Origin of the sequence: Leptolyngbya sp. PL-A3, assembly GCF_039962325.1 — a bacterium.
GTDB lineage: Bacteria > Cyanobacteriota > Cyanobacteriia > Elainellales > Elainellaceae > Vacuolonema.
The window spans coordinates 1-17,221 of sequence record NZ_JAMPLB010000101.1; the positions used below are offsets into that span (position 1 = coordinate 1).

Annotated in this window: 13 protein-coding genes and 10 tRNA genes; 22 read left to right on the forward strand and 1 reads right to left on the reverse strand. The window is 50.8% G+C overall.

Annotation, left to right across the window (positions count from 1 at the left end; all coding sequences use genetic code 11):
* Positions 1-503: 503 nt before the first annotated feature.
* The 20 genes from NDI52_RS32410 to NDI52_RS32505 all read left to right on the forward strand — a co-directional run bounded on the left by NDI52_RS32410 (position 504) and on the right by NDI52_RS32505 (position 8,244).
* Positions 504-773 carry an alr0857 family protein gene (locus tag NDI52_RS32410; RefSeq protein WP_348257010.1) on the forward strand — a complete coding sequence of 90 codons (270 nt, stop codon included), beginning with the start codon at positions 504-506 and terminating at the stop codon, positions 771-773.
* Between the two features lie 148 nt (positions 774-921).
* Positions 922-1,116 (forward strand): hypothetical protein, encoded by a 195-nt coding sequence (locus tag NDI52_RS32415; protein WP_190772913.1) that lies wholly within the window; start codon positions 922-924, stop codon positions 1,114-1,116.
* 51 nt (positions 1,117-1,167) lie between these two features.
* A tRNA-Asp gene (locus tag NDI52_RS32420) sits at positions 1,168-1,243 on the forward strand.
* An 82-nt stretch (positions 1,244-1,325) separates the two neighbouring features.
* Positions 1,326-1,399 (forward strand) — tRNA-Arg (locus NDI52_RS32425).
* A gap of 66 nt (positions 1,400-1,465) precedes the next feature.
* A tRNA-Thr gene (locus tag NDI52_RS32430) sits at positions 1,466-1,540 on the forward strand.
* 120 nt (positions 1,541-1,660) lie between these two features.
* Positions 1,661-1,732 (forward strand) — tRNA-Gly (locus NDI52_RS32435).
* Positions 1,733-1,737: 5 nt separating this feature from the next.
* Positions 1,738-1,812: transfer RNA gene (locus NDI52_RS32440), tRNA-Val, on the forward strand.
* A gap of 6 nt (positions 1,813-1,818) precedes the next feature.
* Positions 1,819-1,893: transfer RNA gene (locus NDI52_RS32445), tRNA-Arg, on the forward strand.
* Between the two features lie 3 nt (positions 1,894-1,896).
* A tRNA-Ala gene (locus NDI52_RS32450) sits at positions 1,897-1,973 on the forward strand.
* 173 nt (positions 1,974-2,146) lie between these two features.
* A tRNA-His gene (locus NDI52_RS32455) sits at positions 2,147-2,223 on the forward strand.
* Between the two features lie 91 nt (positions 2,224-2,314).
* A tRNA-Pro gene (locus NDI52_RS32460) sits at positions 2,315-2,403 on the forward strand.
* A gap of 444 nt (positions 2,404-2,847) precedes the next feature.
* Positions 2,848-2,921 (forward strand) — tRNA-Thr (locus tag NDI52_RS32465).
* Positions 2,922-3,014: 93 nt separating this feature from the next.
* Positions 3,015-3,398 carry an endonuclease V gene (locus NDI52_RS32470; RefSeq protein WP_190772914.1) on the forward strand — a complete coding sequence of 128 codons (384 nt, stop codon included), beginning with the start codon at positions 3,015-3,017 and terminating at the stop codon, positions 3,396-3,398.
* 109 nt (positions 3,399-3,507) lie between these two features.
* A complete protein-coding gene (locus NDI52_RS32475; protein WP_347280196.1) occupies positions 3,508-3,555 on the forward strand; it encodes an SEC-C metal-binding domain-containing protein in 48 nt (15 codons plus the stop codon).
* Between the two features lie 285 nt (positions 3,556-3,840).
* Positions 3,841-5,274, forward strand: a complete 1,434-nt coding sequence (locus NDI52_RS32480) for a hypothetical protein (protein ID WP_190772915.1) — start codon at positions 3,841-3,843, stop codon at positions 5,272-5,274.
* A gap of 75 nt (positions 5,275-5,349) precedes the next feature.
* Positions 5,350-6,078 carry a CCA tRNA nucleotidyltransferase gene (locus NDI52_RS32485; protein ID WP_190772916.1) on the forward strand — a complete coding sequence of 243 codons (729 nt, stop codon included), beginning with the start codon at positions 5,350-5,352 and terminating at the stop codon, positions 6,076-6,078.
* Positions 6,079-6,127: 49 nt separating this feature from the next.
* Positions 6,128-6,778, forward strand: a complete 651-nt coding sequence (locus NDI52_RS32490) for a DUF4291 domain-containing protein (RefSeq protein ID WP_190772917.1) — start codon at positions 6,128-6,130, stop codon at positions 6,776-6,778.
* A gap of 45 nt (positions 6,779-6,823) precedes the next feature.
* Positions 6,824-7,687 (forward strand): hypothetical protein, encoded by an 864-nt coding sequence (locus tag NDI52_RS32495; protein WP_190772918.1) that lies wholly within the window; start codon positions 6,824-6,826, stop codon positions 7,685-7,687.
* Between the two features lie 58 nt (positions 7,688-7,745).
* Positions 7,746-8,051, forward strand: coding sequence for an IS1 family transposase (locus NDI52_RS32500; protein WP_348257008.1), 306 nt, complete (start codon positions 7,746-7,748; stop codon positions 8,049-8,051).
* Positions 8,044-8,244, forward strand: a complete 201-nt coding sequence (locus tag NDI52_RS32505) for a DDE-type integrase/transposase/recombinase (protein WP_348257009.1) — start codon at positions 8,044-8,046, stop codon at positions 8,242-8,244. Before NDI52_RS32500 ends, NDI52_RS32505 begins: the two co-directional genes overlap by 8 nt.
* Before the next feature lie 66 nt (positions 8,245-8,310).
* On the opposite strand, the gene NDI52_RS32510 is transcribed toward NDI52_RS32505, so the two are convergent.
* Positions 8,311-9,981: an FAD-binding domain-containing protein gene (locus tag NDI52_RS32510; RefSeq protein WP_190770277.1), complete on the reverse strand. Its 1,671-nt coding sequence runs from the start codon at positions 9,979-9,981 to the stop codon at positions 8,311-8,313.
* A 311-nt stretch (positions 9,982-10,292) separates the two neighbouring features.
* Between NDI52_RS32510 and NDI52_RS32515 the strand changes: the two genes are divergently transcribed.
* Positions 10,293-11,195, forward strand: coding sequence for an ion channel (locus NDI52_RS32515; protein ID WP_190770276.1), 903 nt, complete (start codon positions 10,293-10,295; stop codon positions 11,193-11,195).
* A gap of 888 nt (positions 11,196-12,083) precedes the next feature.
* A complete protein-coding gene (locus NDI52_RS32520) occupies positions 12,084-16,469 on the forward strand; it encodes a PAS domain-containing protein (protein WP_190770275.1) in 4,386 nt (1,461 codons plus the stop codon).
* The last annotated feature ends 752 nt before the right edge of the window (positions 16,470-17,221 follow it).

Here is a 17,221-nt window from a genome sequence, read left to right on the forward strand (position 1 = left end):
AATGCAATAAGATTGTCGTTATTCATGGTGTATCCTCGTCTGGTCTTTTTCCTTATCCAGCAGGATACGCCGTTTCTTCTCCTTTACTCATACACCACAAATAAACATAGCTCTGTTCGACCTAAACAATGTCGGGGCCGAACATGGACGCTGTTTGCGTTTGAGGGGACGTATCGGTTTAGCGGCGGTAAATTCGTCAGTGAAGGCATGGATAGTGCAATCGCCAGATGGCTCAATCTGGATCAACTCACTAGCAGCGGGAGGTGCAGGACAATCCTGACACCAACATAGGGAAAAGCATATCCACTTCCCAACCCCCGCTCCTGGTCGTCAGAGGCGGGGGTTATTCTTTGAGGAGAAAACTGATGCAGATTAAGCAGCGCCAGAAAATTCCAATCCTCCAGAACCAGGTCGCGGTGTTTTCAAGAACTACCTGCCCCTGGCGCGAATCAACCTGAAACGGGCGTTTACCCCAAAGGGGGAACTGCTTCGCACCGCTCCATATTGAACCCGGTCGTGCCTCCTTTCTGCTGCCTGCTGATATTCCTGAACTGAAAGTGCTGGAGCTGGCACTACATCAGGAGTACGGCTCAGTAGTCACCCTGATTGCTGTAGATGAGAAGTTTGTCGAAGTTGGAATCAGCGGAAGCTGGATTGCCGAGGACAAGGACGCTCACGAAGGGATGTTCCTGGCGGTGATGAGCGATCGAATTGAGCGTTTCATCTACAAGCTGTGGCAGATGAGCGAAGCCCACATTTCCTCTCCAGCTTAGGGGTCAGATCTAGTAGGAGAGAGCGATACAAGGATTTTCTGAGAGTCGCTCTCTCCCATCTCAAAAAAAGTTGTAGTACCCTCTTGACGCCTTGTAGTATATTGTATTATGCTTGTAGCATGAGATGAGACACAGAGGAGTCAATCCAATGAACACTCACTCCCTTACTCAAAACAATGGTCTCTTGAAGTTTTTAGAGTTCTTCCCCACTCATCCTTCTGGCACTGACCTGCCACTTCAAGACGACTTATCCAATCAGGGAAATTCATCTTTTACTCAGTACAAACAAAAGCGACAGAACATCGGGCAAGTCTATTACCTGGAACGGCGTTGCTTTCTCTAATTCCTGCTGATTCATCAGCAACCTGCACCTTGAAAACTGAATCGCCACTTTGGGGGTGTAGCTTAGTCCGGTTTAAAGCAGTCGCCTGTCGAGCGAAAGATCGTGGGTTCAAATCCCATCATCCCCGTAAAGCCTTGTGGACGAATAGAGAAGTCGTTCTGGTTCTCAGCTAGAAAGAAACGGGTGCAACTCCCGTCAAGGCTCCCAATGAGGATGTAACTCAGATGGACAGAGTGCTTGCTTCCGAGGCAAGTGGTTACAGGTTCGATCCCTGCCAGCCTCGTTGCTGTGCCCTGATGCCAGAAGCCTACATACAGTAGAACGATCGTTTCCACCTCCGTCACCGAATGCTGGTGTGGCTCAACGGTAGAGCAATCGCCTTGTAAGCGAAAGGTTGCAGGTTCAAATCCTGTCACCAGCCCCATTTTCAATTCAAGTTTGCGATCGTGGTGTAACGGACAAGCACAGGGGGCTTCCAACTCTCTGGTACGAGTTCAAATCTCGTCGCGCTGCTCCGCAGATACCCGCAAGGGGTCGCTCCAACGCGAATGTGGTGTAAGGGCAAACATTGGAGTATGCCAATCTCTAGATGCGAGTTCGAGTCTCGCCATTCGCTCTCGTAGTCCTGTAGCTCAACGGTGGAGCATCTGTCTTACAAACAGAGGGTTGCAGGTTCAAATCCTGCCGGGACTACCAACTTGTGGGAGTGTCGCCTAACGGAAGGGCATCGATCTTCTAAATCGACTTGTGTAGGTTCGATTCCTACCACTCCTGCCATACGGGTCTGTAGCTTAACTGGGAAAGCGTCTGCCTTGCAAGCAGAAAGATGTCGGTTCAAATCCGACCAGAATCCACCAAATCTGGGTCTGTAGCTCTAGTGGCAGAGCGCCTAAACCACCTTGTAACCCAACCGGCAAAGCTTACATACTAACTTCCTGTTAAGAAGCGAAAAACTGCTTTGTGAACTTGTACGAGGGATGAGTGCAACTCTCATCGGGAGGCGATCGGTTCGATTCCGGTCAGATCCACTGTGACTGAACCCGAAGTGGTGGAGGGGCTGGTTTGTGACACCAGTGTTAGCGAGTTCGACTCTCGTCAGTCACCCCAAATGGAAACTGCGGCTGAAGGTCAGCAACCTGCCTCGAAAACAGGCGTGCAGTTCATGCTGTAGAGGTTCGATTCCTCCAGTTTCCGCTCTCGGAAGGTGCGGCTGTGTGGACGGCAACTGGCTTGGAAGACCAGAGGATAGTTTTAACGCTATCGAGGTTCGACTCCTCCTCCTTCCGTTGTTCTATAGATAAGCAAGAGGTGATAGCAATGGTGCATATTCGCTTTGAGGAGCGACCCCTTACGGGCATTTGCGGAGCAGCACGCTTGACATCCCAGAAACTCACCTGGGAATTACCACAGGCATGAGTGATGCCGCGGTCAAGAAGCAGGTTTCAAGACATTTGGATGTCAATACCAGTCGGCTCTCTGCCTAGGTGGTCGATCGCCGTCCAAGTGGTGATCTAATCATTCGTTCCGAGGCGGTTTATGGTTAATTTTCAATTCCGCACCCTGACTTGAAAAGCTTACATACTTAGGGATCAGAAGGCTGCAGGTGCGACTCCTGCTTACTCCAATTGGGGTGATAGCTCAATAAGTAGAGCATCTGAATGTATCAACCGCTTTCCTAACTTGTGCGGAATCACAAATTCAATTTCATTTCGTGCCCTGACCTAAAAAGCTTACATACTTACTCAATGGTAGAGCAGCCGCCTTGTAAGCGATTGGTTACAGGTTCAAATCCTGTGTATGATCCAACTGTTTTTTTGACTTGCATGAAGTGATTGTTTCAGTGCTAAATTCAGTCATTCTTTAATTCATGCTTTCACTCCTGGATGGAAGGTTTTCTCATGCATCACCCTCTGCTGACCTTAACCCAGACAGCTACTCCCGAAGCTGCGATCGCTCTCCAACAAGAGTTACGGTCGTTAGTGGTGATGGAGGATGACCTTGATGCAGTGAAAACCGTTGCCGGAGTTGATGTGGGATTTGAAGAGGACGATCGCACTGCTTGTGCCGCGATCGCCGTCCTTCGATTTCCTGACCTGGCACTTCAGGAATCAGTAATGATTCGCCGTCCTACGACCTTTCCCTATGTTCCAGGCTTGCTGGCATTTCGAGAAGTCCCCTTATCAGAACTGGAGGTAAGAACAATGAAGCGAAGCAATTTTGATAACAACAACCTGGATAACGATTTGGAAGATCTCAACGACCTACAATTCTTCTGCTTTTGAACCCTCTAGCAAACGTCGTCGAGGATATCCATCAGAAACTGCTGTCAAACGAGGACATCGCATCGTTCACGGTGATAAAGAACTGCAAGAAAAGCTGGGTAACAACGATTTGTGCCCTTGCGGTTCTGGTCGCTCCTTTCAAGCGATGTTGCCGTAACAGTGGCAGATATGACGGTAGTTTACGCAGTCACTACTTTTAGGCAATAGCCTGGCTCACTTTTACTTTTACTGGCAGTTGTTGCCGCGCCCTGATCACCGAAGCTTACATACTCTCCACCAAACCAACGGTGCGTATCTGGAGGGATACGCTGCAAGCCTGAGACCCATAGCAGGCAAAACTGGAGGGAAAACCTTCAGCCAAGCTTCTGTAACTTGCGCGGTGACTTTTCACCGTTGCGTGAAACATCTGCCTCCTCATCCACTACAACCAGAGGAGGTTCCCATGAACAACACTGAACGCGATTTGCGCCTGGAAATGCTCAACAGTTTGCTCACCACTCCCCACCGCAAGCTGGAGCAAGTAGCGGAAATCCACCAACTGATCGTCGAACTTGACCCCATCTTTTACGGGCACCTGGCAGTCTGGTACCAGCGCAATGGCGATGTGCGTGACCACAAAGAAGTGTTTGTTGCTCATTTGCTAACCAGCGATTTGACCCAACACCGTGATGCTGGCTTCATCATGCTGCAAGAGTTTCCACCTTACCAAGTGGCTCGTGTCGTAGACTTCATGAAGCAGCACCGCAACAAGCTACCCCGTTCTGCCCGGACTGCGGTGCAGCGGTATCTGAAGGTGCGGGAAAGCAACCCTGCCCTGTTCGATCGCGCAGCGCTACGAGGACGTAAGGCGATGAAGCATCTGTATGCCTCGCTGCACATCAAGCCTGACGAGCGAGCAAATGCAATTCTGTTCCGTGACCAGCCTCCAGTAGGGTCACTGGGAGAGGTGCTGAAGCAGCTTGCAAAGGCTGAAAGTACTGCAGAACAGGCACGGTTGATAGTCGAGTTTAAGTTGCCCTATGCGATCGCCATTGGTGCGATCAAGCAACTGACTCCCACTGTGTTAGTGGCGTTGATCAACAGCATGACTCCCCAGGAAGTGATCAACAACCTCAAGTCACTGAAGGCAAGAGGAGCAATGGATCACCCAGAGGTGAAGGCATTGATTGATGGCAAGCTGGATGAGGCATCCAAGAGTGCGCGAGTCGCCGCATTTAAGGCTCAAGTCGCAGCCGATGCAGCGGATCTCGATGACGATACTCTTGCCCGGTTAGAAAAGGTGACAAATGAGCAAGTGAAGCGGCGTGGTGTCATTACCCGTTCGACTGCCTTGCTCGTGGACAAGTCGGGTTCGATGGAGAATGCGATCGAGTTAGGGAAGCGACTCGCTGCCTTGATCTCTGGCATTACCCAGGCAGATCTGTTTGTCTATGCCTTCGACAACATTCCCTACCCTGTCACTGCACAGGGCAAGGAGTTGACCGACTGGGAGCGGGCATTCCAGCACATCAAGGCTGGGGGTGGCACCAGCATTGGTGCGCCGCTGGAAGCCATGCGGAAGAAGCAACAGATCGTGGATCAAATCATCGTCGTGACAGACGAAGGCGAGAACGCGGCTCCCTACTTTGGTGAGGTTTACAAGACCTATTGCCGGGAGTTAGCAGTCATGCCCAATGTGGTGATTGTCCGTGTGGGCGGTTACTGCAACTGGCTGGAGAGCCAACTGAAGGGACAGCAGGCACCTGTAGAGACGTTTACCTTTGCAGGAGACTACTACAGCTTGCCGAACCTTGTACCGCTGCTAACGCGCCCTTCTCGTCTGGAACTGTTGCTGGAGATTCTGGATACTCCGCTACCTGTGCGGACTGACAAGTAGGAAGTTAGGACTACCCTTTTTTGAGGAGGGGTAGTCCGCTTTCAATCCATGACATTGGTGAGGAGGTGAAGACCCATGCCACAAATCTTTGAAGTCGGTGGCAAAGTCCGTGACGAACTGCTCGGCATCAAAAGTAAGGATGCCGATTTCTCATTTGTTCTCACACCCGCAGAGGCTCAGGATAAGACGATTCATGAAGCATTCCAGCTTATGAAAGACTGGATGCTAGAGGCAGGGTTCAGAATCTTTCTGGAAACGGAGGATTGCTTGACGATTCGTGCCAAGTTTCCGGCTCCTCACCAGGCATTGGTGGCTGACTTCGTGTTGGCACGGCGCGAGTTGGATTACTTACCGGGAACGCGAAAGCCAGTGGTTGTTCCGGGAACCCTGGAAGATGATTTGCAGCGCCGCGACTTTACGGTGAATGCCCTGGCAAAGTCTGAAACGGGAAAACTCATTGACCTATTCAATGGTCAGGCAGACTTAGAAGCAAAAGTGCTGAGAACGCCATTGCCACCAATGGTAACGTTAGCAGATGACCCACTTCGGGCACTACGAGCCGTGCGCTTTGCTGTCAAATTGGACTTTTGCTTGGCTCCTGACCTAGAGGAAGCCTTGCACAACCCAGAACTCCCTGGCCTAATGGCAACGGTGAGTACTGACCGGGTGCGAGAAGAATTAGCCAAAGCTATGAAGGTCAATACCTGGGACATGCTCAAGCTGCTGAATCGTCTGCCAGAACCGCTAGTGAAGAACTGGCTAGAGCGACCGGGGATGTGGCTGATGCCCACTACTCGGCATTAAACCTGTAGGGCAGGAAATCCTTGCCCTACAACCTTTTCAAACTCATGCCATGAAGCTATTAACGACCTCCTACGTAACCCAGATTGCTCAACTGCCTCAAACCGGACGGCATATTGTCGCGCAATACGACGAAACTTCGGTGGTGGTCTATCAGGCATATCGTCCTGAGATCGCCCGCTTTGCAGTACAACACGGTTATTTCGGCGGTGAATTTAGCTTCAGCCGCATGAGTTGGATCAAGCCCAACTTCCTATGGATGATGTACCGTTCGGGTTGGGGCACAAAAGCTGGACAGGAAGTGACGCTGGCAATTCGGATTAAGCGATCAGCATTTGACACCATCCTGGCAAGTGCTGTTCATTCCAGCTTCGTTCCAGAAGTCTACAGCAGTGAAGTAGAGTGGCGACAAGCCGTTGCCCAGTCTTCGGTTCGATTGCAATGGGACCCGGATCATCATCCGTCGGGTGCCAAATTGGAACGACGCGCCATTCAACTGGGATTACGCGGGGATGTGCTTGCCCAGTACGCTCGTAACTGGATTGTTGACATTGAAGATATTTCTGACTTTGTTCAGCACCAGTATCAGGTGGTGCGATCGCAAGATTGGGCACAACTGCTCGTTATCAGTGAGGCAGTTTATCCGGTGACTGATGCAGCAATTGCTAAACGGCTACAACTCTCAGACTTGAGGGAAATTTAGAATTCCCAAACCTTAATTTATCGTTCAACTCAGGAGGTGATTGTCATGGGCGACATGAAAAAAGCGTATGAGGTGGCAGCAATCGCCGTTCGTCAGCGTCTTGCCGAACAGCGCCCTGAAGATCTGCAAGTATTGAACAAGCTGCGAAAGCAGGATGTCGCCGTGTATGCAGGCAGTTTCGATCGCGTCGAAGACATTTTGGCGTGTCTGAATGTCTCTTGCACGATGAACCCAGATGCGTCAAAACTGGATGCTCAAATCATCTTTGTCAACTGCTCCAGTGGTTACGACAAAACACTGATTCAACATCTCAGTCAACAGGTGAATGAAGGCAAGTGGTTGGTCAGTTCTGACTGGGCACTGGGACGATTCATCGAACCTGCATTTCCAGGTATGGTCAAGTTTACCGGACGAGCAACGGGGGATGAGGTAATTTCTGTAGAACCAAGCTTGAACAGCCTGTGGTCTGATGTGGTGGTACTGGGAGCCGACCCGCAGTGGTGGTTGGAGGGCAGCAGTCATCCGATTGAGGTTCTAAGTCCTGATAAGGTAGCGATCGAAGCGGCGAGCCATGACCTTCTATCACGGCACAGTGCGCCTGTCGTTGCCGCTAGTTTTGATTGGGGCAGGGGACACGTCTTTCATGTCATCAGTCACTTCTGGTGTAAGCGCAGTCGCACCCCCACTCAACGGCATCAAGGACCCTGTACTGACTTCCTGAAGGCAGGCATGAAGTTAAGCGATGAAAGCATCGATAAGGTGTTGGCGATCGCTCAAATCAAGGCAGACACCTTCAACTTCGCTCAATTGCAAAGTGCTGTCACCTCCACAGAATTGATTGCTCAACTGTGTATTCGAGCCGCCCGTGCGGTTCCCGCTAAACCGCGACCGAGAATCTTTCCCTGGTAAGCGGTAGCATTTTCATCTCCTGCGTGCCATAACCTGTAGAAACTTGCATGAAGTCCAAATGGACGAGGTGTGGAGCTTTGTAGGCAAAAAGAAGCAGGAACAATGGTTATGGCATGCGATCGATCATCAAACGGGTAAAATTTTAGCCTACGTTCTAGCTCCTCATGTCGATGTTGAATTGAAAGAATTGATGACGTTGCTTGCTCCTTTTGGTATTCGTCGCTTTTACACCGACGGGTGGGGGTCCTTTAAACCAATACTCTGGACAGTTTTTCTGAAACCGTTGATTTTGCGTGCGCTTCGCGCACGCAAAATCAACGGTTTCAGAAAAACTGTCCGAACTAATGTTAAACGATATGGTTGAGCAAGACCATCGAAACGTCAAGCGCATCGTAAAGCCGATGATGGGATTTAAGACGTTCAACACGGTAAGAAGAACTTTGAACGGGATTGAAGCAATAAATATGATTCGAAAAGAACAAGTAAAAGGAATCAAACAAGGGGACGATGTGTCTGAAGTGAACTTTATCGAAGCAATCTTTGGAGTTATTGCTTAAGGGAATGCGGTCAACATTGCTCGTTTGTCCTTAATCAGTCTTTGCGACACAACCACCCAGAGCCCATTAGAGGAGATTAAGCTGCATCACTCCTGTCGGTTGCTGATTAGCACGATTGACAGGAGGTGAGGTAACCGGCGCAACAAACCAGCTTCTCAAAATCGCGGCTTGCTCCCTATCGAGGGCGGTCAAATCAATCGCAAGCGGGAATAAGTCATGCTTGGAGGCGGCGCAGCGATCGCCCAAACTAGCCCACTCGATTTCGTACCTCACTTGCCCAGAGGCGGCGAAGCGATCGCTGCCAAACGGCACCAAGCTGGCGGGAAGAGGCGCAAGATGCGGCACGATATCGGCCTGCTCAGCAAACATCTGTCGCTGACGCGTCAGTTGCTCAACGCGCTGCGCTCGGGCTTGCTTGTAGTCAAGGATGGGGGCAGGATACCCCTTGGTAGTTGGGGGAGCACCAAGCTGACTTGGGTGCAGATGGCGCAGTTCGGGTACCCAGCGCTTGATGAATTGTCCCTCTGGGTCAAAGCGATCGACTGCGACTTGTCGCGGATTGTAGATGCGCGTCCAAGACTTGTCGATGGCAGAGGTGATACCCGCTTGCATGGCCCACTGGTAATGGTCAATTGGGCAGTCACCGTCGATGAGATGCTGCATGAAGTGCAGCGCTCCATAGCGCCAATCCATCCTTAGCAGATTGCTCAAGAAGCTGGCGTAGCAAGCACGAGTGCGAAAGTTGAACGCTTGCCATCCTCCAGTGGCTAATAGACAGCGAGCCGCCGCATCCACGATCGGAAAGCCCGTCTGTCCCTGCTGCCAGGCCTGGTACAGCTCTTCATCGAATGTAAAGCCTTCTTCATCGAAGTGGTGGTAGAGCGACCTGAGTTCCATCTGCGGCAGGTAGCGAAAACGCTGAGCAAAACCGCTGTTCCAGCGCAGCCTTGAAACAAACTGCTGACGGCTACGCTGAACTCGCTCATCCGGTAATGCTTTCAGTTTTTGGGCGGTTTGATAGCATTCGCGCAATGAGATGACACCAAATTTGAGGTGCGGGCTGAGTCCGCTGGTAGCGTTGGCACTGGGGTACGATAGCTGCCAGTAGTAGCGCTGCGCCTTGTGTTCCAGGAAACGATCGAGCAGTCGATAAGCGGCTTGCGTGCCTCCAGGGGGAATGGGCTTACCGTCATCGAACAGTCCGAGATCAGCCAAGCTGGGCAAGGGCTCACTTGGCACATTCGGTGGCACCTCTACACGGGCAGGCGTGGGAACGATCGCCTCGCTCATCTGGTCGTACCATAACTGCCGATACTCCCCAGTTGTGATTAGTTCTGGGGTTGTACCTACGGGTTCAAACCAGCGAATTTTCAGGTTTTGCTCCGCCAGAACCCGATTGAGGCGAGCATCACGCACCCGTCCATACAGGCGCTCGAAGTCCACATGAGCATAGATGCCTTCAGACTGCGTCTCGTGAACTAATTGGGGTAGAACTTCGACGGGATCACCGAAGCGTAGGATCAGCTGCCCCCCACGTTCGCGCAAATCTCTATCGAGCGATCGCAAGCACTTCAGCATGAAAGCGACACGGGCGGGTGCGGTTTCGGGATGGTGCAGCAGGGCGCGGTCAAACACGAAGACAGGCACGACCGTTCCTCGACGGGCGGCCCGCTCTAAAGGAGCGTGGTCAGACAGGCGCAGGTCGCGGCGGAACCAGACGATTGTGCAGTTACTCACAGTTCTTGCCACTAGTACACTTGATTCAGTCTAACAAGTAACAGACTGCAGCGGGAGTACAGGTAACATAGCCGGGACGAAGCACCATCCGATCGCTAGAACAATTGCGGATCACGGTCAGTTATTGCCGGACACGGCAGCTGCATTTTGCTTCACTAAACGCGACGCTCTTAGGAGATGAAGTGTCCTGAAATTGGTAATTCCTGATCCATCTGGCGATCAATGACCCCTGAGTGGCTTTTTGACTGAGCTAACCCCAAATGGTAGGTGTATACGCTACAACAGACATTCATTGAGCTACTCTCTTGGGCATGAAAAACCAGACAAATCATCCGGATCGACAATCGCTTCCGCGTGTTCACATCAACATCCAAAACGGTCGGTTTCAAATACTGAGGATGGGGGCGTGGTACTCCTACTGGCGCGACCCTTACCACCTGATGTTGACCATTTCCTGGGCAGGTTTTATCACATCTATTGTCGTCTCATACCTGGCAATTAATGCACTCTTTGCCCTACTTTATCTATTGGGTGGAGACTGTATTCAAAACGCTCAACCACACTCGTTTCCAGACAACTTCTTTTTTAGCGTTCAAACCCTAGCTTCGATTGGCTACGGGTACATGTACCCCAAAACACCCTATGCCAATGCTATGGTCACAATTGAGGCATTGGTTAATTTAATGGGAATCGCAATCTTGACTGGGTTAGCCTTTGCTCGTTTTTCACGACCCACAGCTCGCATCCTGTTTAGTAAGATCGCTGTCGTTACACCGTCTGAAGGGATGCCGATGCTCAAATTTCGAGCTGCCAACCAACGGCGCAATCAAATTTTGGAAGCTCAGTTGCGCGTTTACTTGATGCGCGACGAAATCACGGCTAGTGGACACTTTATGCGCCGAATCTATGACATGAAACTTATTCGTGATCATACCCCTAGCTTTGCTCTCACTTGGCTAGCAATGCATCCCATTGATGAGTCTAGTCCGCTGTATGGCATGAACGAAGAATCCCTTGTAACAACCAATGCGGCGATCGTCATTTCTTTAAGCGGCATCGATGAAACTGTGAACCAGGTTGTTCAAGCCCGCCATACGTACGTCGCAAATGATATCTTGTGGAATCAGCAATTTGTCGATGTCATCTTCCGTACCGCCGACGGGCATCGATACATTGACTACAACTACTTTCATGATGTGATGCCTTTAGAGTAAGCAACACACAACGGACAATCATCACGATGGCTCCGCGGTCGTGATGCTTATTCGGTAGGAGTAGGGATAAGCGGTCTTACAACCACTCGCCCATTTTCAATGGTGGTACACATGCCCGTCGTGTTTTCATACGGCGTAATAGCAATGTCTCTACATTGATTGTGATATTGAATCGTTCCTTTCTGCTGGTTCAAAACAACGGTACAGCTAGGTGTAGTAAGCACAGACATAACCTATTTTGGAAACTCTATCTTTATTATCTCTCTAGTTGGAAGCAATGGATTCGAGCGTTGTGACAGAACTGTTGAATCATTGAGAAGCAGGTTTATAATTTTGTAATGCGCGGTAATCCTTTTTTGTGAAGGATAGGAAAAATAGGTAACGGTTGTTTTTTACATCTGCTATGCCAAGCATTCCTCGTTTTCTCCGTTGCCCCAACTGTGGCTAGCGCTCTCTAGTGGACTTGGACTTAGAGCTCATCAGTTTGAGGCGAAGCGACCCACCACGCCCCCAAGCCAAGACCAAGGACCACCACCAGGTGGGCATCATGCCCGCTATTCATTTCCCGTTTGTTGTGCCATGGTGGCACAACAATTAGAATTCGTTTGAAAAGCTCTAAGAAGGGTTGATTTGCGTATGCAACATCAACCCTTGAAGTTACTTTACTGCTGAAACGCTCAAAGCTTTTCGAGTCGCACTGGTAGCAGTGGCTTACCTCAGATGTTCAGTTAGCTCTACTGATTCAGAATATGCGGGGTGGTAGACTTACGTAAAGCGGCAAAGTTGCAACAATCTTAAAACTGCTAAAATTGGGCAGCGGCCACAAAAAATCTTCAAACTCTGTCGCTTCGATCGCCCTCCTTTCGCTTCACAGATTAGATTCTAAATATGTCAATACACCGAACCGTTCTTGTCATTGCTGACCCGAGTGATGCTGTTATCGATTATGGGCAGCAATTACAGCACGATAAGAGTGTGACCTATAAGATTCTCTCAGAAAAATACGATGCTCTGGAGATTCCCCTGTCTCAATCAAAGCAAATTGATAGCATTCTCCTGGAGCTTCATTCCCGTACCAGCAGCAATAGGTTGCTGCGTCAGCTAAAGGAGCAGATGAGCGATCGCTGCCCGCCCATTGTGGTGGTTGATGACGAAGATACAGAGAGTGCAGTCCAGGCGTTTAGAAATGGCGCAGCAGATTATTTAGTTAGAGATCAATTCACTCCTAATGACCTGTGTCGGGCAATGGAGCGCGTAATCGTAAACGCCGAACTCGACCGAGAAATCCAACAGCATCCGGATCAAACGATCGAGACCTTGAAACAGCTCAACCAGGAATTGACACACCGATTAGCTGAGCTGCAAACCCTGGTGGATATTCTGCCAGTGGGGGTGGCGATCGCATCCGATCCCGCCTGTACTCAAATGCACAGTAACGCCTATCTGCGACAGTTGCTAGGGGTCGCCTCCAGCGACAATATCTCGAAGAGTGCGCCTGCTCCCAATCAGCCGACCTACCGAACCTTCCGCGATGGGAAGGAAATTGCTCCTGAACACCTGCCAATGCAGGTTGCGGGTCGATCGGGTGAACAGGTTCGCGACGTGGAATTTGACATTTTGCTGCCGGATGGCACCCTGCGCCAACTGCTGTGCTATGCAACCCCCCTGCGGAACGACCAAAACCAAATTCGGGGTGTCGTCGGTGCGTTTCTGGACATCACAGAGCGCCATCAAGATGCCGTTGCTCTTAAAGCTAGTCAGCAGCGCTACCGCGAATTAGCTGAAGCCATGCCCCAAATGATTTGGACTGCCGATGCCAATGGAGTTCTCACCTACCGCAATCAACGCTGGTACGAATACACTGGCATGAGTGTGGCGGAGTCTATTGGTGGCCCCTCTACGGCTAATGCCGTTCACCCCGACGAACGGGAGCTTGCATTAAAGCTATGGCGCGAGGCGATCGCAACAGGAGAACCCTTTGAGACAGAGTGCCGCTTTCGCCGCTGGGATGGCGAGTATCACTGGTTTATCTGCCGGGCCATGCCTACACGAGAAGGGCAGGGAAGCATCACAGGCTGGATTGGCACGATTACCAATATTGACAACCAGAAGCAGCTAGAAGCCAAGCTGTTAGATGAAGTTGCGAACCGTCAGCAAGCTGATTTCGCTTTGCAGCAAAGCCAGAAACGCCTTGAGCTGGCTATGGAAGCGGCTCAGTTGGGCAGTTGGGATTTGGACATTCAGGCTGGCAAAGTTCACTGGTCCACCAGTCTAGAGCGCTTATTCGGTATGGCCCCTGGCAGCTTTGATGGGTGCTATGAAACCGCCAGGGCCATGATTCATCCTGACGATTTGCCCTGGGTTGAGCAAGCGATTCATTGCGCCATTTATGACCGACAAGACTACAACATCGAGTTTCGCTTCATTAGGCCAGATGGAACGGTGCGATGGGCATTGGGGTTAGGGCGAGTTTTCTATGATGCCAGCGGTAACCCCATCACCATGACCGGGGTTGACATGGACATCTCCAAGCGCAAGCAGACAGAGGTCTACCTACGCGCTAGCGAAGAGCGATTCCGTCAGATGGCAGACAACGCACCGATGAAGATTTGGGTAGCAGATGCCACCGGGTATTGTACTTATCTCAACCAGCGCTGGTACAAGTTCACGGGGCAAACAGAAGCAACCGGATTGGGATTTGGCTGGCTGGAGGCTGTGCATCCCGATGACCGCGAATTCTCTAGAGCTGTCTTCCTGAATGCTGTGGAGCATCAAACGGCTTTTCAGCTGGAATATCGGCTGCGCCGTCAGGATGGTGAATATTGCTGGGCGATAGACGCTGCCAGCCCCTGGATTGGACCCGAGGGTGAGTTGAAAGGCTACATCGGCTCTGTAGTGAATATTCACGATCGCAAACAGGCAGAACTGGCGCTACAAGAAGCCCATATTCAGTTAGAATCGGCTCTTGCGGCGGGAGCAATCTATACCTGGCGCTGGAACATCGCTGAGGATATAGCTGTTACCGATAGCAACTGTGCCTACCTGTTTGGCATTGATCCAGAGGCTGCTGCCGCAGGCGTTCCCCTGAATGAATTTTTGAGCGGCATTCATCCCGACGATCGCTCTCGTATTGTCGCTAGCATTGAACATGCGATCGCAACCGGTGAACACTACACTGAAGAGTATCGCGTCCTAAATGCTGATGGAGAAGAACGCTGTGTGATAGCTCGGGGACAGGTCGAATATGATGCGAACGGAAAGGCGATCGCCTTTCCGGGTGCCCTAGCTGACACTACCGAACGTAGAAAAACGGAGGAGGCATTACGGTTCTCCGAGGAGCGCTATCGCACTTTGTTTGAATCAATGGACGAAGGCTTCTGCGTCATTGAAATGATCTTTGATCAAAGTAGCCAACCGGTTGATTACATCTTTTTAGAAACTAACCCAGCGTTTGAGCGGCAGTGCGGGCTTTACAACGTCCAGGGCAAGCGGATGCGCGAGCTAATTCCGCACCATGAGAACCATTGGTTCGAAATTTATGGCAGCGTTGCCCAAACCGGCATCCCTATCCGATTTGAGAATTCGGCGGAAGCGTTGCAGCGGTGGTACGACCTGTACGCCTATCGCGTTGGACTTCCCGATGAGCACAAAGTAGCTGTTCTCTTCAAAGACATCACTGAACGCAAACTCACTGAGGAGGCTCTGCGCCAGAGCGAAGACCGCTTCCGTATCGCCATTGAATCAACCCAGCTAGGCACTTGGGACTTGAACCCAAAGACGGGCGTTTTGAAATGGGACGATCGGTGCAAAGCCGTATTTGGCATGTCGCCCACTGCTAAAGTTGACTACGATATTTTCCTGGCGGGCCTGCATCCAGACGATCGCGATCGTACCCATCAGGTGGTGCTGCAATCCTTCGATCCGAAGGGCGACGGTGAGTACGACATTGAGTATCGAACTGTGGGTTTTGAAGACGGCATTGAACGATGGGTTGCCGCCAAGGGCAAAGCCTTTTTCAACCCATCTGGGGAGGTCATTCGTTTTATTGGAACGGTGCTCGACATTACGGAGAAGAAACGGGCGGAGGCCGAACGCGAGCAACTCCTTCAGCGCGAACAGGCCGCTAGGACAGAGGCCGAACGGGCTAATCGGATCAAAGATGAGTTTTTGGCCGTCCTCTCCCACGAATTGCGATCGCCTTTGAACCCTATTTTGGGCTGGACCAAACTCTTGCAATTAGGCAGGCTGGATGCTGCTAAAACCACTGAAGCCCTTGCCACCATTGAACGCAACGTCAAGTTACAGACAGAGTTAATTGATGACCTGCTGGATGTCGCTAAAATTCTGCGCGGCAAGCTGAGCCTCAATATGGCTGCTGTCAGTCTCTCTTCTGCCGTTGAGGCGGCGATCGATACCGTTGGCACAGCAGCTATGGCTAAGTCCATTTCACTGCATTCTGTCCTACCCAACGTTGGACAAGTCTTTGGAGATACGGCTCGGCTGCAGCAAATCGTCTGGAACCTGCTGTCCAATGCCATCAAATTCACACCCCAAGGTGGGCACGTAAACATTCAACTACAGCAGGTCGGCACTGAGGCTCATATCATCGTCAAAGATACCGGCAAAGGCATCAGCCCAGACTTTCTGCCCCACCTATTTGAATCCTTCCAACAAGAAGATGCTTCGATCACTCGCAAGTATGGCGGTCTGGGTCTGGGTCTCGCAATCGTTCGCCAGTTGGTTGAGGCTCACGGTGGTACGATCACAGCGGACAGCCCAGGGGAAGGCTTAGGCGCAACGTTTACCGTTCAGTTGCCCCTGCTCAGTATCGCACCAGAAAATCAGCCGCTACACGAGCACCTAGAAGAAGAACTTGACCTGACAGGGATTCGTGTACTGGCGATCGATGATGAACTCGATGCCCGTGAGTTGCTAACAGCCTTACTCACCCAGTATGGCGCAGACGTTCTAACTGTTGCCTCTGCATCAGAGGTGCTGGTCAATTTAGAAGCTTTTCAACCGAGTGTGTTAGTGAGTGATATCGCGATGCCCGAAATTGATGGCTACACGCTGATTCAACAGGTACGTGCGTTGCCTCCGAGTCAAGGAGGACAAATTCCTGCCATTGCCCTGACCGCCTACGCCAGAGAAGATGATCATCAACGAGCAATTAGCAGTGGATTTCAACGCCACATTACAAAGCCCCTTGAGCCAGAAAGATTAGTTCAAGCGGTAGTAACGCTCACCCGCCATAAATTCAATGCCCGTTTGTAAGGTATTCCATGTCAGGTATCTCGGACTATGCCTAATCCGAGCGGCCATCCTATTGAAGCGCCAGAAGGGCCGATGTTCAATTTGCCGACGTATTTTTGATATCCAAGACTCCCTGGAAGGGGTGCTTGGACGGTTGCTGTCATAGAATACAAGTAGGCTGAAACCCTTACACAAGAGGGAATTGAGAATACTTTCCCTGTACTAAGATTGATTGGTGCATTCCCAATCAATCTTGGGTGATTAACACAATTGCGTTGCTTCAAACTCCGAATTTGCTCTACTTGCATCTGATGACAGCAACCTTTTAAGTGGGCTTTCGTGAGAAGAGACTTTTTCCAGATGTGTAGTACAAGTTTGGCCAACACTGGCCTGTGCGAACCGTTCGCTCGAAATGAGTTGCAAAACTCAGGGATGAGCGGCAAGGAACAAGCTAGATAGGCGATACGATACGACTTCTGCATAGGCTGCGGCATTCAGATCAGCGATCGCCTCGAAATTCTTAGGAGGTTTCTGCATAAGAATTTACCCAGAATGTTGGTGCTTTGCCCGCAAAGCGGGCAAAGCACCAACATTCTGGGGGTAATTTCATTACTGGAAATCTCCTTACTTGTTGTGTTCTCAATCACTTGCCCTGATCTCATACCAAACAAATATGAAGCTGCGCCAAACTAGAAGAGTCCTCTTTGAGGTGATGGGCGATGACAGGACGTCCTTTTCAAGTCACGGTGACGGAGAGCCTGGAGCAGTTAGAG

Excerpts from the sequence above, each read along its gene's own strand:
- NDI52_RS32415 (WP_190772913.1), top strand. The coding sequence starts at position 922 with ATGAACACTCACTCCCTTACTCAAAACAATGGTCTCTTGAAGTTTTTA.
- NDI52_RS32470 (WP_190772914.1), top strand. The coding sequence starts at position 3,015 with ATGCATCACCCTCTGCTGACCTTAACCCAGACAGCTACTCCCGAAGCT.
- NDI52_RS32480 (WP_190772915.1), top strand. The coding sequence starts at position 3,841 with ATGAACAACACTGAACGCGATTTGCGCCTGGAAATGCTCAACAGTTTG.
- NDI52_RS32485 (WP_190772916.1), top strand. The coding sequence starts at position 5,350 with ATGCCACAAATCTTTGAAGTCGGTGGCAAAGTCCGTGACGAACTGCTC.
- NDI52_RS32490 (WP_190772917.1), top strand. The coding sequence starts at position 6,128 with ATGAAGCTATTAACGACCTCCTACGTAACCCAGATTGCTCAACTGCCT.
- NDI52_RS32495 (WP_190772918.1), top strand. The coding sequence starts at position 6,824 with ATGGGCGACATGAAAAAAGCGTATGAGGTGGCAGCAATCGCCGTTCGT.
- NDI52_RS32500 (WP_348257008.1), top strand. The coding sequence starts at position 7,746 with ATGGACGAGGTGTGGAGCTTTGTAGGCAAAAAGAAGCAGGAACAATGG.
- NDI52_RS32505 (WP_348257009.1), top strand. The coding sequence starts at position 8,044 with ATGGTTGAGCAAGACCATCGAAACGTCAAGCGCATCGTAAAGCCGATG.
- NDI52_RS32515 (WP_190770276.1), top strand. The coding sequence starts at position 10,293 with ATGAAAAACCAGACAAATCATCCGGATCGACAATCGCTTCCGCGTGTT.
- NDI52_RS32520 (WP_190770275.1), top strand. The coding sequence starts at position 12,084 with ATGTCAATACACCGAACCGTTCTTGTCATTGCTGACCCGAGTGATGCT.